The sequence below is a fragment of the Fodinicola feengrottensis genome, from assembly GCF_010993775.1.
GTDB lineage: Bacteria > Actinomycetota > Actinomycetes > Mycobacteriales > HKI-0501 > Fodinicola > Fodinicola feengrottensis.
Map to the genome: position 1 here is coordinate 1 of NZ_WOTO01000063.1, position 13739 is coordinate 13739.

Below are 13739 nucleotides of genomic sequence, written 5' to 3' on the forward strand. Positions count from 1 at the left end.
TTTTTGCGATTTTGTTGCGTATGATGTTTGTGTCTGATTCGCGGATTGAGGGGATTGCTCGTCGGCTTGCCGCTGGTGATGCTGAGGCGGCGACGGCGGCGATTAATAGTGCTGAGAGTTTGGATGTCTTCGCCGGCTGACAGTCCTGCCTGACGCGCTCGCCGACAGACGGGGAGCGGGTCGCCGCATCCCGGCCGTACGGGTCACGACCGGTGGCCGGCAGGATGCTGGGCATGGATGTGACAGAGGTGGCCAGCGGTACGGCTGAGCAGCCGGGGCCGGCGGTGATGGTGCGGTGGTGGGCGATCACGTTGGTGATGGTGTCTGCCGCCGCTGTGCTGATTTTGGAGCTGACGTCCGTACGCCTGGCGGCTCCTTATGTGGGCAACACATTCCAGACGTATACGGCCTCGATCGCGGTGACCTTGGCGGCGATCGCGCTGGGTGCGAACCGGGGGTGGGTGGGCGGCGGATTTCCTGCCGCCGAAGGTGCTGATCGGTCCGCTGTTGGCCGTCGGTGGCCTGTTGGTGTTGGCCAGCAAGCCGATTGTGCTGGCCGTTGGTCCGCTGGTGCGGGACAGCGGTCCGGCCGGCAGCATCATCCTGGTCGGTGTCGCGGCGGCGGCTCCGGTGGCGGTGCTGTCGGCGATCAGTCCGGTGGTGGTGAAAACGCAGCTGCGTCGGCTGGCCGACAGCGGAACCGTGGTGGGTCGGTTCAGCGCTTTCGGCACGGTCGGCGGGCTGGCCGGCACGTTCCTGACCGGGTACGTGTTGCTGGCGACCTTGCCGGTGTCGGCGATCCTGGTCGGTACGGGCGCGGTGCTGGTCGCGTTGGGTGGCTGGCAGTTGGTGGGCTCGCGATGGCTCACCGGTCGGCGGACCGTGATCGGGATGGTCGCGGTGCTGGTGCTCGCCACGGGTGGAGCGGTCGCGCTGCCGGTGCCGTGTGACTACGAAACCGCGTATTACTGCGCCCGTGTCACCGACGATTCGGACCGGCCCGGCGGTCGGACGCTGTGGCTCGACGATGCCGAACATTCGTACGTGGACACCGAAGACTATGGCTATCTCAAATTTGCCTACACCCAGCGGTACGGCGATGTCATCAACGCGATGTGGCCGGCGAGAAAGCCGGTGCGGGCTCTGCATATATCGGTGGTGGCGGTTTCACCATGCCGCGTTGGTTGACCGCTACCCGGCCCGGGTCGACCAGCCGAGTGCTGGAAGTCGACCCCGGTGGTCGTGCGGCTCGGCCGGGAGCGGCTGGGGCTGCGTACGTCCGACGCCCTGCAGGTCAGGGTGGGCGACGCCCGTGTCAGCATCCGTTCCGAGCCGGCCGCTGGCTATGACCTGGTGATCGGCGACGCGTTCAGTTCCAGCGCGGTGCCGTGGCACCTGGCCACCCAGGAGTTCGCCGCCGAACTTCGCCGAGTGCTGCGCCCTGGTGGTTTGTATGTCCTCAACGTCATCGACTTCCCGCCACTTGCCTTGTTGGCAGCGGAAATCGCTCGCTACCGTACGGTCTGTTTTCGGTGCTGTCACGGTGATGGGGACCAAGGCGGCGCTGGAGGGCAAGGAGGGCGGCAATTTCGTCATCGTCGCTGGCGACCGTATCCCGGACCGTGACACGCTGCTCGCCGCGGCCGCCCACCGCGGCGAGCCTGGTGGCGTGGCCAGTCCGGCCCAACTCGCCGCCTTGGTGGGCAACGCGCGACCACTGACCGACGACCGCGCCCCAGTCGATCAGTTAATCACCACGTACCGTTATTTCTAGGTGTGGTATTGGCCCTGAAGGGATCCCCAGAGCAGGGCCCAGTCGCCGCTGTCGCCGCCTGGACGAAGGCCGCCGTGCAGGTGTCCCCATTCCAGCAACGCGTAGAAATGCGTGCTCCCGTACGACCCGTTGCGAACTATTCCGAAATGCGCGGCCCAGGTCGCGCCAGGGCGGGAATCCCACGGAATAGCGGCGAAAAGGTCGTGGACGTAGTCGGCCCAGTCGTGCGTGATGCCGGTCCGGTCGTTCGCGCACCGGTCCGCCGGCACCTTGCGCATGTCCACTGTGGTCGGTTGGGTGGCCGACGGGTACGGCCGTTTTTCCAGCGCCAGTACGGGTGCGCGACCCTGGATCCAGACGGTGTTGTCGACGTTGTAGATCGGATGCCAAATCGACGACGAGCCGCGGTTGCTGCCGACGGTCATGGACCGCAGGTCGGTGTAAGCGGTGTCGAGGTCCGGATCGCCCTGCCACTGCCAGATGTCACAGGTGTAGGTCGGAGCCTGGACGCCGTAATGCGCGAGCCACAGCCAGCGCGCCGCGCCCCGCACCCGTCCGAGGTCGCTGGACCACATCGACTCGCCGGTGTATAGACCCGGCGCGACGCCGACGCGGTGTTGGTACTGGCGGCAGAAGGCGTCCCGGAAGCCGGCGCCGAGGCCGGACACCTCGTAGTCCAGGAAGACCGGCAGGTCGCCGTCCGCCGGCAGGCCGGCCTGGGACAGGTAGAAGTCGGTCGGCTTGCTGCGCGCCGTCGCCGGGCCGGGCGAAGTGGTAGCCGCCGTAGACCTTGCCGGCGGCGCGGGTCGCGGACCTGCGGTTCTGCCAGCCGGGGGAGACGTAGCCGGATCCCTCGGTGACCTTGTTGAGGACGAAGTCGTACGCGTGGTAGTCCACACTGCTGTCATAACTGGACACGTCTCGTCCCTGCCGACCGCCGAGCCGTACGGTCGGTGCCGCGTCGGTTCGCTGGACGACGCGCCGATCCTGGTCCGGCGTGAGCGGCCGCACGCACCGGTGGTGCCGGGATCACCTCTCCGTGGATGTCGATGACTGGCGTCGCGCTGGTCACGGTTGCCTCCAGTGCCCCCCGTACGAGTCAGTGCGCCCTGCCGTTATTTTCCCCGAAACGTCGCTAAATATTCGGGTTTTGGCAGATCTGCTCTCGGTTGGCGAAGATGATCAGTGGAAAAGGGCCGTTTCGTCTTGGACACGCATGCCGACCAAGTGGGGGCTTTGTCTACCCTTCGTGGGCAAGAGTGACAAACTCCGCACGTGTGTGTCTTGTGTCACAGTGAGTGGCAGGGTTACCGCAAAGTAACCGCCACGCCGGCGAGAGGGCTGACGTTATGTTCGGTCGACTGCGGATCCTGATGACTGCGGCGCTCGCCGTCGCCTGCGTGGTGGCCGGGTTACCGGCCAGCGCCGCGCCGCCGAAACCGGCGGCGGCGACGGACTACTGCCAGGGGCAGTGCAACGACATCCTGCCGCCGGGGGAGAACGGCAACGCGACGCTGCTGGACATTCTCGGCAACCGGACCATTGGGACGCGGCCGGCGCACACCGATGACCAGCTCGGTCCGTACGCGAAACTGGCCAGTCAGTACACCGGGCTCACCAACGGCCAGCTGAACACTTTCTTCGACAACTCCTCCTTCGGCGTGCCGGCCGACCAGGTGGCCAGCACGATCTCACCGCGCAGCGACGTGACGATCGTCCGGGACAAGGCCACCGGCGTACCGCACATCACCGGCACCACCCGGTCCGGGACGGAGTTCGGCGCCGGGTACGCCGGTGCCGCTGACCGGCTGTGGACGATGGACCTGCTCCGCCATGTCGGCCGTGCGACGCTGACCGGCTTCGCCGGCGGGGCGCCGTCGAACCGGTCGTTCGAGCAGAGCCTGTGGGCCGGTGCGCCCTACACCGAGCAGGACCTGCAGGCCCAGATCGACCGGCTGGCCAGCTCGTCGTCGCGCGGTCAGCAGGCGCTCGCGGACGTGAACGACTATGTCGCCGGCGTCAACGCGTACATCACGCAGGCCGTCTCGAACCGCAACTTCCCCGGTGAGTACGTGCTGACCGGCCACATGAACGCGATCACCAATGCGGGCAGCATTGATCCGTTCAAGCCGACCGACCTGATCGCGATCGCGGCGGTCATCGGGGCGTTGTTCGGCAGTGGCGGCGGAAACGAGATCGCCTCGGCGCAGGTGAAGGAGGGCCGCTGAGGCCCGCTACGGAGTGGCGCAGGGCGATGCGATCTGGCAGTCGCTGCGGATGGCCGAGGACCCGAGCGCGGTCCAGACTGTCCACAATGGACAGTCGTTCCCGTACGGCCAGTCGCCGGCGCACCCGGTGGGTACGGCGATGCCGGACCCGGGATCGGTGACCGCGCAGGGACTGGTGGAAAACCCGACCGGCTCGGCGACCAACGCCAAGACGGCCAAGGCGCCGGCCAAAGCCGCGCAGCAAACCAGTGGAAAGAAGCCGAACGTACGCGATCTTTCGTCGGTCAAAGGCATTTTCAACGACGGCGTCTTCGGTCCTGGGTTCGCCCAGGGCGTCAAGCACAGTATGTCCAACGCGATGGTGGTTTCCGGGCCGTACACCGACACCGGTAACCCGGTCGCCGTTTTCGGTCCACAGACTGGCTATTTCGCGCCACAGCTGCTGATGCTCGAGGAGCTGCAGGGGCCTGGTATCAGCGCTCGTGGCATCGCCTTCGCCGGCATCAGCCTCTATGTGCTGATCGGCCGCGGGCAGGACTACTCGTGGAGCGCGACCTCGGCGGGCCAGGATGTGACCGATTCGTACGCGGTCACGCTGTGCGAGCCCACTGGCGCGCCAGTCACCCAGAACTCGCTTTCCTATCTCTACAACGGACAATGCGTGCCAATGGAGCGGCTCGCCGTACACGACGCGTGGGCCCCGAACACAGCGGACTCGACCGCGGCCGGGTCGTACGACCTGGTGCGCTATCGGACGAAGTACGGCCTGGTTTCCTATCGGGGCAAGGTCGGCGGGCAGTTCGTGGCGTTCACCAGCCTGCGGTCGAGTTATATGCACGAGGCGGACTCCATCCTGGGCTTCGGTGAATTCAACGACCCGTCGGTGATCACCTCGCCGCAGGCTTTCCAGCGCGCGGCCGCGGACATCAACTTCACCTTCAACTGGTTCTACGTCGACTCCAAGCACACCGCTTATTTCAACTCCGGAGCCAATCCGCTCCGAGCCGCGAACGTCGATCCCAATTTCCCCGTCCAAGCGCAGGCCGCCTATCAGTGGCAGGGCTGGAATCCAGCCACGAACACCGCGCAGTACACGCCGGCCTCCCAGCACCCGCAGTCGATCGACCAGGATTACTACGTCAGCTGGAACAACAAGCAGGCGGCCGGATTCGCGGCCAGTGACTACGGCCAGGGTTCGGTGCACCGGGTCGATTTGCTGGACAGTCGAATCAAGGCGATGGTGACCAGCGGGCAGAAGGTTTCCCGCGCGTCGCTGGCGAAAGCGATGGAGGATGCGGCGCTGACCGACCTACGCGCCGAGGACGTGTTGCCGGTGCTGTTGCAGGTGCTGGACAGCGCGCCGATCACCGATCCGGACGTGAGCGCCGCGGTCGCCAAGCTGCGGGCCTGGCAGCAGGCTGGTGGCAAGCGGCAGGAGACCAGCTACGGCAGCCAGCAGTACGCCTCCGCCGACGCGATCCGGATCCTGGACGCCTGGTGGCCGCTGCTGGTCAAGGCGGAATTCTCGGCCGGCATGGGCGACTCTCTCTACCAGGCCCTCGCGTCCGCTCTGCCGATCAACGAATCGCCCTCCGGGCAACAAAACGGCGATGTCGGTGGCGGTTCCAGCCTGAACGACACGCAGCCGCACAAGGGTTCGTCGTTCCAGAACGGCTGGTGGAGTTACGTGAACGCGGACCTGCACCAGGTGCTCGGCCACCCGCTAGCCAGCCAGCTCGGCACCACGTACTGCGGCGGCGGCAACCTCGCGAGCTGCCAGCAAGCGCTGGTCAGCAGCCTCAAACAGGCTGCCGCGATGCCAGCGACGCAGGTCTACGCGGCCGACGCGGACTGCTCGGCGGGCGACCAGTGGTGTGCCGACACGATCATCCAGCACCCGCTGGGCGGCATCACCGACGGCAAGATCAGCTGGCAGAACCGGCCCACTTACCAGCAGGTGGTGCAGTTCCCGTCTGGTCGCGGTTAGTAACGAACGCTCGAATGCCCGCGGCTCCGGCCGCGGGTCATTCGTCTGTGGAATTCGAACATTAGTTCGAGAAATAGTGTCGATGGCCAGTTTTGGCCGTACGCACGGACAAGGATCGGTGTTCGCGCCCTGGTTAATCGCACAGCGATATTGTCCATCGAACCCGTGACCGGTATCGTCGCGGCGAGCGATCTTGGTCAGTTGTCCTCATCCGACCCGGCAGATGGGTTTGCGGGCCAGGTCGCCGATCTGTCGGGATGAGTCGTCGCGCCGTGGGCGTGTCGGCACTCGGAGAGGGCGGAACGCGCGGGATGTCGGGGAGCTCATGACGCTGAGACGCGATCAGCGGCTGTGGGCCGAGCATCTACGGGTGGGCGACGACCTGTGGTTTATCGCCCACGAGGACCGCACTGGCCGGCCACGGGTGAGTCAGGTCGCGTTGGACTGCGGAATGGCGGGTGCCCTGCTCGGGGAGTTGGTGCTGTCCCGCAACATTCAGGTCCGAGAGGGCCGGATCCATGTTCTGACAGGAAAACTCCCGGACGACCAGACCACTCTGGAGATTCTGGAGAACATTCTCGCCGAGCCACACCACGACCTGCGGACTTGGCTGAGTTATCTGAGCCAGACCGCGGCGGCGGTGGTCACCGAGCGGCTGGTACGTGCCGGCATGCTGGAACCACAGGAAACGCGGCGTTTTTTCAAGACAGTCATCGTGCACCGGCCGTCTGACCAGGAAGGCGCTTTCTGGCGATCTGGTCGACTGGAAGCGGCTCTGGCCGGTTCGCGTGGCCAGACCACCTGGGGGGAGATCTATCTTGGTGGGCTGCTGGAGGCGATCGGTCTGTTGCAGGTCGACCTGTGGGATGACGCGGCCGCGATAGCTGCTTTCGTCGCCGGCGTGATAGCCAAGGCCGATCCCTCCCTGCGCGAAATCACCACTACGGTGCACAGCCTCATCGGCGAGGCGGTACTCAAAATCCGGCACTAGTTTTGGCCCACTACCCCCACAATTCTGGAGCTTTGGACGATGGCCCAATCCCCCACTGTCGCGAGCCGCCCGAGCGTCGTGTCGTCGACGCTCGCGGCGAACCGGCTCGGCATCATGCACGTGGTCTTTTTCGTCATCACCGCGGCCGCGCCGCTGACGGTGATCGCCGGTATCGTTTCCACCGGCTGGCAGGTCACCGAAATCAAGGGCCTGCCGCTTGCCTTCCTGCTGGTGGCGGTCGTATTAGCGCTGTTCTGCGTGGGATACGTCGCGGTCGCGCGGCGGATCCGCAATGCCGGCGCTTTCTATACGTACATCGCGAAAGGGCTAGGCAAACCGCTCGGAGTTGGCGGCTCGTTCATCGCCTTGTTCGCGTACGGCCTGATGCAGTGGTCGACGTACGGCGCGATCGGTTTCACCCTGTCGACGTTGGTGCATGACAAGACCGGTGCCACCGTGCCGTGGTACGTCTTCGGCCTCGCGGCCTGGGCGTTGGTGGCGATCATGGGCCTGCTGAGAGTCGATCTGAACAGCCGGGTGTTGGCGGTCGCGCTGGTCGCCGAGGTCGTCGTCGTGGTGATTTTCGACATCATCGACGTGGCGCATCCATTCGGCGGCAGCGTCAGCTTCACCACCCTGTCGCCGGCCAGCCTGTCCGGTGCCGGGCTCGGCATCGCGCTGGCGATCGCGGTGACCGGCTTCATCGGGTTCGAGGCAGCCGCGGTTTTCTCGGAGGAGTCCAAAGAATCCGACCGTACGGTGCCGGCCGCGACCTTTCTCTCGCTGGCCCTGATGGCGGTGCTCTATGCCGGCTCGGCGTGGGCCATGGCCGTCACCATCGGTGCGGACAACCTGCACAAGGCCGCGACGCAGTTCAGCAGCACCCTGCCGGCCGCCGTGGTGGCGACCAAGGTGGGCGGCAACATCGTCATCGACATCGGCCAGATCCTGTTCGCGACCTCGCTGATTGCCGCGGCGCTGTCGTACCACGGCACCTGCTCCCGCTACACTTTCGCGCTGGGCCGCGCGAAAGGGTGCTGCCGGCCTTCCTCGGCCGGACCGGCATTCGTAGCAACGCCCCGAAATATGCCTCGATTGCGCAGAGCGCGGTAGGTTTCCTGCTCGTCATCGCGTTCGCGATCTCCCACGCCGACCCGCTGGTCAACTTCTTCTTCACTTTTGGCACCGCCGGCGCTTTCGGAGTCCTGCTGCTGATTACCGGAACGTCGTTCTCGGTGATTGGTTTCCTGGCCCGCAATCCAGAAGGCGAAACGCTGTGGCAACGGCTGATCGCGCCGGTGATCGCATGCTGTGGTCTGTTGCTGATCATTTACCTGATCCTGTCCAACTTCGGTGCGCTGCTGGGTGATCCGGCATCTCCGCTGCGATTTGTCTTCCCAGCCATCTACACGCTTCTTGGTGTTGGTGGGGTTATTTGGGCGTTGTTCCTGCGGAGCACCCGGCCGGGCGTTTACGCGGCGATCGGCCTGGGCGCGGCGGCCAGCAGCGCGACGCCGTTCACCACCCGGGTCCCCCACCGCTGCGTGGCCGTACCCCAGGTGGGCGGTCATGACGGGCGAAGTCTCCATTCGGCGGGCCGACGCTACCGAAGGCGCGGCGGTAGCGCAGGTCATCGCCACTTCGTTCCACGACCTCGACGTGTCCCAGTGGCTGGTGCCCGATCCGGCCGACCGGGCCCGGATTTTCCCTTCCTATTTCCGGATAGTCGTCGATCTTGCCTTGGCGCACGGGACGGTCCTGGTAGCACCGGACTATTCCGGCGTGGTGGTGAACCTGGCGGTGCCTGGTCCAGACCCGGAGGACTACGACGAGCGGCTGGCCGAGGCCTGCGGTCCGTGGGTCGATCGCATGCAAACCCTCGACGAGGCGATGCACGGCGCGCACCCGACCGGCGCGCGGCGCGCATGACTACTGCGCGCTCTTCGGGGTGATGCCGCAATACCAGAACAAGGGCCTCGGATCCGCACTGTTGAACGCGTGGTGCGAGGCCATGGACTCCACTGGTACGCCGGCGTACTTGGAGGCGAGCAACTCGAACAGCCGACGGTTCTACGAGCGGGTCGGATTCGTCGACTGCGCGGAGCCACTGCCGCTGCCATACGAAGGTGAGCGAATGTACCCGATGTGGCGGGACCCCGCACCGAAGTAACCCGCGGATGCGCCGCGGCCGCACCGCGGGCCTGGCGGCCCCAGCCACGCCCGCGCGGCGGCCGGAGGCCGCCCAGGTTCGTGGTGGTGGGGTGCCCGGTTTTTGGGTGCCCCGGCGATGCGAACCGGATGTGCCGCCGGAGGAACTGCGGCCTTCAACTCAGCCATGCCCGCGGCGGCCGGAGGCCGCCCAGGTTCGTGGTGGTGGGGTGCCCGGTTTTTTGGGTGCCCCGGCGATGCGAACCGGATGCGCCGCCGCAGGAACTGCGGCCTTCAATTCAGCACTGCGGCCTTCAACTCGGCGGTCCGGCCCGAAACTGTCGGTGGGGCGCCTGAAGGTGGTGGGGAGGCACCAGGCAGCATCGGACCTGGGCCGCGGGCGCCGAGGGGGAGATTCGGGTGAGCAAGCAGGGCAGGCGGCGGCGCGTTCAGGAAGATCGGACGAGCGCGCCGGGAGGGCAGCCGACGCTGTCGCAGGTGGTTATCTCCTCGCTGGTGTCGGCGGCGCAGGATCTGCGCGCCGGCAATGAGGACGCGCCGTACCTGACGGCTGGGGTGCTGGCCGATCGGCCAGCGCACGAGCGGCCGGCGGTGCAGCGGGCAGTGGCCGAGGTCACTGGGATCTATCTGCGCAATCTGGCTGTTGGCGGCTGGCTACCGGAGGATCTCGTGCAGATCAGCAACCGGCGGCTCGGCTCCGGGCCGCCGGCGTCCTTCCTTACCGACCAGCTGGCCGCGTTCTGCCAGGGATATGCGCAGAGCACCCTGGACGACCGCTGGAAGGACCAGTTGGCGCAGCTGGAGGCGACGCTCTGGTGGGAGCCGGACGAGCCGCATCTCGGCCAGTGGATACGGCGCGAGGGGCTCGGGCTGCTCAAGACCCTGCTGATGGTGATCGAGCTGCTGGCCCTGCTCGGCGGGCTGCCGGCGCTGCCGGTGATCGTGCCGCCGCCGGGCAGCGGAGTGGCTGGCGGTGGCCGGCATCACGCGGCCGACGCGAAGGTGCTCGGCAAGGTGCGGGCGCTGCTGGCCAAGGCCGAGTCGACCGAGTTCGACGAGGAGGCCGAGGCGCTGTCGGCCAAGGCGCAGGAGCTGATGAGCCGGTACGCGCTGACCGAGGCGATGCTGGAGTTCCAGCGTGGCGCCGACCCGAGGGCGACCACGCATCGGTTCTGGCTCGACGATCCCTACGCGACAGCCAAGTCCGTGCTGGTCAACGAGGTGGCGACCGCCAACCGATGTCGTACGGTGCTGCACAGCAACCTCGGGTTCGTGGCGGTGCTGGGCGACCCGGTGGACGTGGACTCGACCGTGCTGCTGGCCACCTCGCTGCTGGTTCAGGCGACCCGCGCGCTGGTGTCCGCCGGCCGGCACGTCACGCGTACGGGCCAGTCGCGGACCCGCTCGTTCCGGCAGGCCTTCCTGCTGTCGTATGCGAACCGGATCGGCGAGCGGCTGACCGCCGCCAACGAGGCGACCGCGGCGGACGTGTCCAGCGCAGGCGATCTGCTGCCGGTGCTGGCCAGCAAGGCGCTCGCCGTCGAGAACCTGATCGCGCAGGACTACCCAGCCTTGGAGAGCAAGCCGATCAAGGTCCGCAACGAGGCCGGCTGGGGTGCCGGCCGGGCCGCCGCGGACGCGGCTCAGCTGGGGCTGGACCGCAAATCCATGCGGCAATGAGCCTGTTCTAAAGGAGCGCGCGTCTCGTCGTACGCTGACGTCCATGCCGATGAAGACGCGCGCTCCACTCGTACCAGGTCAGCTGGCGCCGGCCCGCAAGGTGCCAGCGGACATCCCGCGGCCGGAGTATGTCGGGCGCAAGGCGCCCACGCCGTTCCGAGGCAGCGAGGTGAAGTCGGCGGACGTGATCGAGCGGATGCGGATCGCCAGCCGGATCGCCGCGCAGGCGCTGCAGGAGGGCGGCAAGCAGGTCCAGCCCGGGGCGACCACCGACCGGATCGACGAGGTGATCCACGAGTTCCTCTGCGACCACCACGCGTATCCGTCGACGCTGGGCTACCGCGGTTTCCCGAAGTCGTGCTGCACGAGCCTCAACGAGGTGATCTGCCACGGCATCCCGGACTCGACCGTCATCCAGGACGGCGATATCTGCAACATCGACGTGACCGCGTTCATCGGCGGCGTGCACGGCGACACCAACGCGACCTTCCTGGCCGGCGAGGTGAGCGAGGAGGCCCGGCTGCTGGTGGAGCGTACGCACGAGGCCACCTTGCGGGGCATCAAGGCGGTGGCGCCCGGCCGCAAGATCAACGTGATCGGCCGGGTCATCTCGTCGTACGCCAAACGCTTCGGCTACGGAGTGGTGAGGGACTTCACCGGCCACGGTGTCGGTGGTGAGACGTTCCACAGCGGGCTATACGTGCCGCATTACGACAATCCTGAGCTGCAGACGGTCATCGAGACCGGGATGACCTTCACCATCGAGCCGATGATCACCATCGGCGACTACCGGCACGACACCTGGGAGGACGGCTGGACCGTGGTCACCAAGGACCGCAGCTGGACCGCTCAGTTCGAGCACACCCTGGTGGTCACCGACGACGGCTGCGAGATCCTGACGGTGCCCTAGTCTCCTTGGTCGCTAGAACGCAGGACACTAGCGAACCCGGGTGAGAACCGCGTACCAGTCGGGCGTGTCGACTCGGCGTAGGTCCGCCATCTGCCACTTCTCCCGGCCGATGACGAAGGTTTCGCCGGGCCGCAGGTCCCTGTTCGCCGGCGCCGCGTCGGTCGCCTTCACCGCCAGCACCACGCTGGGCGTGCCGTCGTCCTCGCGGGAGGCGCTGACGCCGGTGATGGTGCCGGCACTGGTCGGGTGCTCGACCCCGTGCCGGATGATGAGCTTGTTCGCTGGGTATGTCATGAGGTCTTGGGCGCGGTCCTGGTGCGTCGGGATGGGTGGGCTGGGCATGAACGTACGGGCAGAACCATGCCATGTCCATCATGCGGCGGGCTGACATCGGTGTTCGGTGACGCCGGCCACACGAAGAGGCAGGTTTTGTCGTTGGGGGCCGGCATTATGAGGGCATGACTCTCGATGCGGTGATCTTCGACTGGGGCGGCACCCTGACACCTTGGCACGTTATCGACGTGGCCGATTCCTGGGCGGTTTATGCCCGGGCGTATGGGTCTGTCGACGCGGACTCGGTGACCAGGGCGCTTGCGGCGGCCGAGGAAAACGCGTGGTTGCGCAGCCGGGACGAGCATCGCAGCACGACGTATGCCGACATCGTTCGCTCGGCGGGCCTGGAGCCCCTTGGGGAGGCGCATGACCGCGCTTTCGCGGCATACCAGGAGTGGTTCGCGCCGCACACCTTCATCGATCCGGACGTGCCGCCGCTGTTCGCCGCCCTCGCCGAGCGCGGCCTCAAGGTCGGCGTCCTGTCGAACACGATCTGGCCGCGTGCGGCACATGAGGAGGTTTTCGCTCGGGACGGCATCCTCGACCTGATCGACGGCGCCGCGTATACGTCGGAGCTGCCGTGGACCAAGCCGCATCCGAAAGCCTTCCAAGCCGCGATGGCCGCTGTCGGTGCGACGGACGCGAGCCGTTGTGTCTTCGTCGGTGACCGGCTCTTTGACGACGTCTACGGCTCCCAGGCGGTCGGGATGAAGGCGGCCTGGGTGCCGCATTCGGAGATTCCGGCATGGCAGCGCGGTCACACCGAAGGTGAGCCCGACGCCGTCCTGCACCGCCTGTCCGAGCTGCTGCCCGCCATCGACCAGTGGAGTAACAAAGGCGCCGTTAGCGGTTGACCAGCGCCTGGGCTGACTCGATGACCATCGCGGCATAGTCGCGTACGTCCCGGCGGCGGGACAGGTGGGTGGGGTGGTAGAGAGCGACCGGCCACCCGCGCCGGTACGCAGCCGCAACGCCTCTTTGGCGATCCGGTGCCATCGCGCTGCGAACGTTCCCAGTGCGTAATGGCACGCGCCCTGTTTGGACGCGATGTTGCCGGTCGCGAGCGTGTAGTGCAACCGTGTCACCCCTGGCACAGTCCACGACGTCTCGAAGTCGCTGAGTGACACCACGCCGGCCCGGCTGGCCAGTCGCGTCGAGCGGTCCAGCCGGCGCCGCCAGTAGTGGTCGAGGTTGCCGGTGGTCCACCGGGTGAGCAGCTCCGGATCCGTCCAGATCTCCAGGTCGGCGGGCTGTGGGCCGCGAAGGGGCACGCCATAGCGGGCCAGCGTGTGCCAGGTGACCGGGTTGGGCGGGCTGCCGTCTGGGGTGAAGCGGCCGCCGTGGCTGGCGGGGGCGGCGGCGGTCGTCGGCGCCCCCGCGCGGAAGGTCCTCCCACGTCACGTACACACCGTCCAGGAACGGGCGGCGGCGGTTACGGAGCTTCGCGTGCACCTCGGCCAACGTGCCGAGCGCGGTCGTGTCCGGCCGGTCGGCCGTGACGGCGACGAAGTCGATATCGCTGCTGTGCGGCTGGAAGTCGCCGAGCGCGGCGGATCCTTCCAGGTAGAACCCCTCGACCAGGCCAGGGGCCAGCGCGTCGACGGCTTCCAGATAGCCGACGACCGATTCGGTCACCATCGAATGAAGAGGCATCGGAGTTAGTTTGC

12 protein-coding genes and 2 pseudogenes are annotated in these 13739 nt (G+C 66.9%); 10 read left to right on the forward strand and 4 right to left on the reverse strand.

Annotated elements, in window-relative coordinates:
- Positions 1 to 489 precede the first annotated feature (489 nt).
- Positions 490 to 1626 (forward strand): annotated as a pseudogene (locus GNX96_RS39775) (fused MFS/spermidine synthase).
- 144 nt (positions 1627 to 1770) lie between these two features.
- On the opposite strand, the gene GNX96_RS39780 reads toward GNX96_RS39775, so the two are convergent.
- On the reverse strand, positions 1771 to 2673 hold the full coding sequence (locus GNX96_RS39780; protein ID WP_390624266.1) for a GH25 family lysozyme: 903 nt from the start codon (positions 2671 to 2673) through the stop codon (positions 1771 to 1773).
- Positions 2570 to 2785, reverse strand: a pseudogene (locus GNX96_RS66085) (hypothetical protein); the annotation flags it as partial. The pseudogene GNX96_RS66085 and the gene GNX96_RS39780, both read right to left, overlap by 104 nt.
- 338 nt (positions 2786 to 3123) lie before the next feature.
- Between GNX96_RS66085 and GNX96_RS58825 the strand changes: the two are divergent.
- The 8 genes from GNX96_RS58825 (at position 3124) to map (ending at position 11739) form a co-directional block, all read left to right on the forward strand.
- On the forward strand, positions 3124 to 4002 hold the full coding sequence (locus tag GNX96_RS58825; RefSeq protein ID WP_279582724.1) for a penicillin acylase family protein: 879 nt from the start codon (positions 3124 to 3126) through the stop codon (positions 4000 to 4002).
- A gap of 13 nt (positions 4003 to 4015) precedes the next feature.
- Positions 4016 to 5989, forward strand: coding sequence for a penicillin acylase family protein (locus GNX96_RS39785; protein ID WP_279582725.1), 1974 nt, complete (start codon positions 4016 to 4018; stop codon positions 5987 to 5989).
- A 325-nt stretch (positions 5990 to 6314) separates the two neighbouring features.
- Entirely contained in the window at positions 6315 to 6980 is a 666-nt protein-coding gene (locus GNX96_RS39790; RefSeq protein ID WP_163572829.1) for a GOLPH3/VPS74 family protein, read from the forward strand.
- Between the two features lie 39 nt (positions 6981 to 7019).
- Positions 7020 to 8093 (forward strand): APC family permease, encoded by a 1074-nt coding sequence (locus GNX96_RS58830; RefSeq protein WP_279582726.1) that lies wholly within the window; start codon positions 7020 to 7022, stop codon positions 8091 to 8093.
- Between the two features lie 456 nt (positions 8094 to 8549).
- Positions 8550 to 8909: a hypothetical protein gene (locus GNX96_RS58835; RefSeq protein WP_279582727.1), complete on the forward strand. Its 360-nt coding sequence runs from the start codon at positions 8550 to 8552 to the stop codon at positions 8907 to 8909.
- The gene (locus GNX96_RS39800; protein WP_279582743.1) at positions 8845 to 9150 is read left to right on the forward strand and encodes a GNAT family N-acetyltransferase; all 306 of its coding nucleotides are present in this window, start codon (positions 8845 to 8847) and stop codon (positions 9148 to 9150) included. The genes GNX96_RS58835 and GNX96_RS39800 overlap by 65 nt, the downstream gene beginning before the upstream one ends.
- A gap of 398 nt (positions 9151 to 9548) precedes the next feature.
- Complete coding sequence (locus GNX96_RS39805) at positions 9549 to 10829, forward strand: DUF2786 domain-containing protein (RefSeq protein ID WP_163572831.1); 1281 nt, start codon at positions 9549 to 9551, stop codon at positions 10827 to 10829.
- A 49-nt stretch (positions 10830 to 10878) separates the two neighbouring features.
- A complete protein-coding gene (map, locus tag GNX96_RS39810; RefSeq protein WP_163572832.1) occupies positions 10879 to 11739 on the forward strand; it encodes a type I methionyl aminopeptidase in 861 nt (286 codons plus the stop codon).
- Positions 11740 to 11766: 27 nt separating this feature from the next.
- On the opposite strand, the gene GNX96_RS39815 is transcribed toward map, so the two are convergent.
- Entirely contained in the window at positions 11767 to 12033 is a 267-nt protein-coding gene (locus tag GNX96_RS39815; protein ID WP_279582728.1) for a DUF6406 domain-containing protein, read from the reverse strand.
- 164 nt (positions 12034 to 12197) lie between these two features.
- Here GNX96_RS39815 and GNX96_RS39820 point away from each other — a divergent pair, with 164 nt between their 5' ends.
- Complete coding sequence (locus tag GNX96_RS39820; RefSeq protein ID WP_163572834.1) at positions 12198 to 12926, forward strand: HAD family hydrolase; 729 nt, start codon at positions 12198 to 12200, stop codon at positions 12924 to 12926.
- Here the strand turns inward: GNX96_RS39820 and GNX96_RS39825 are convergent.
- Positions 12916 to 13707, reverse strand: a complete 792-nt coding sequence (locus GNX96_RS39825) for a nucleotidyltransferase domain-containing protein (RefSeq protein WP_279582729.1) — start codon at positions 13705 to 13707, stop codon at positions 12916 to 12918. The genes GNX96_RS39820 and GNX96_RS39825 overlap by 11 nt on opposite strands.
- Positions 13708 to 13739: the final 32 nt, after the last annotated feature.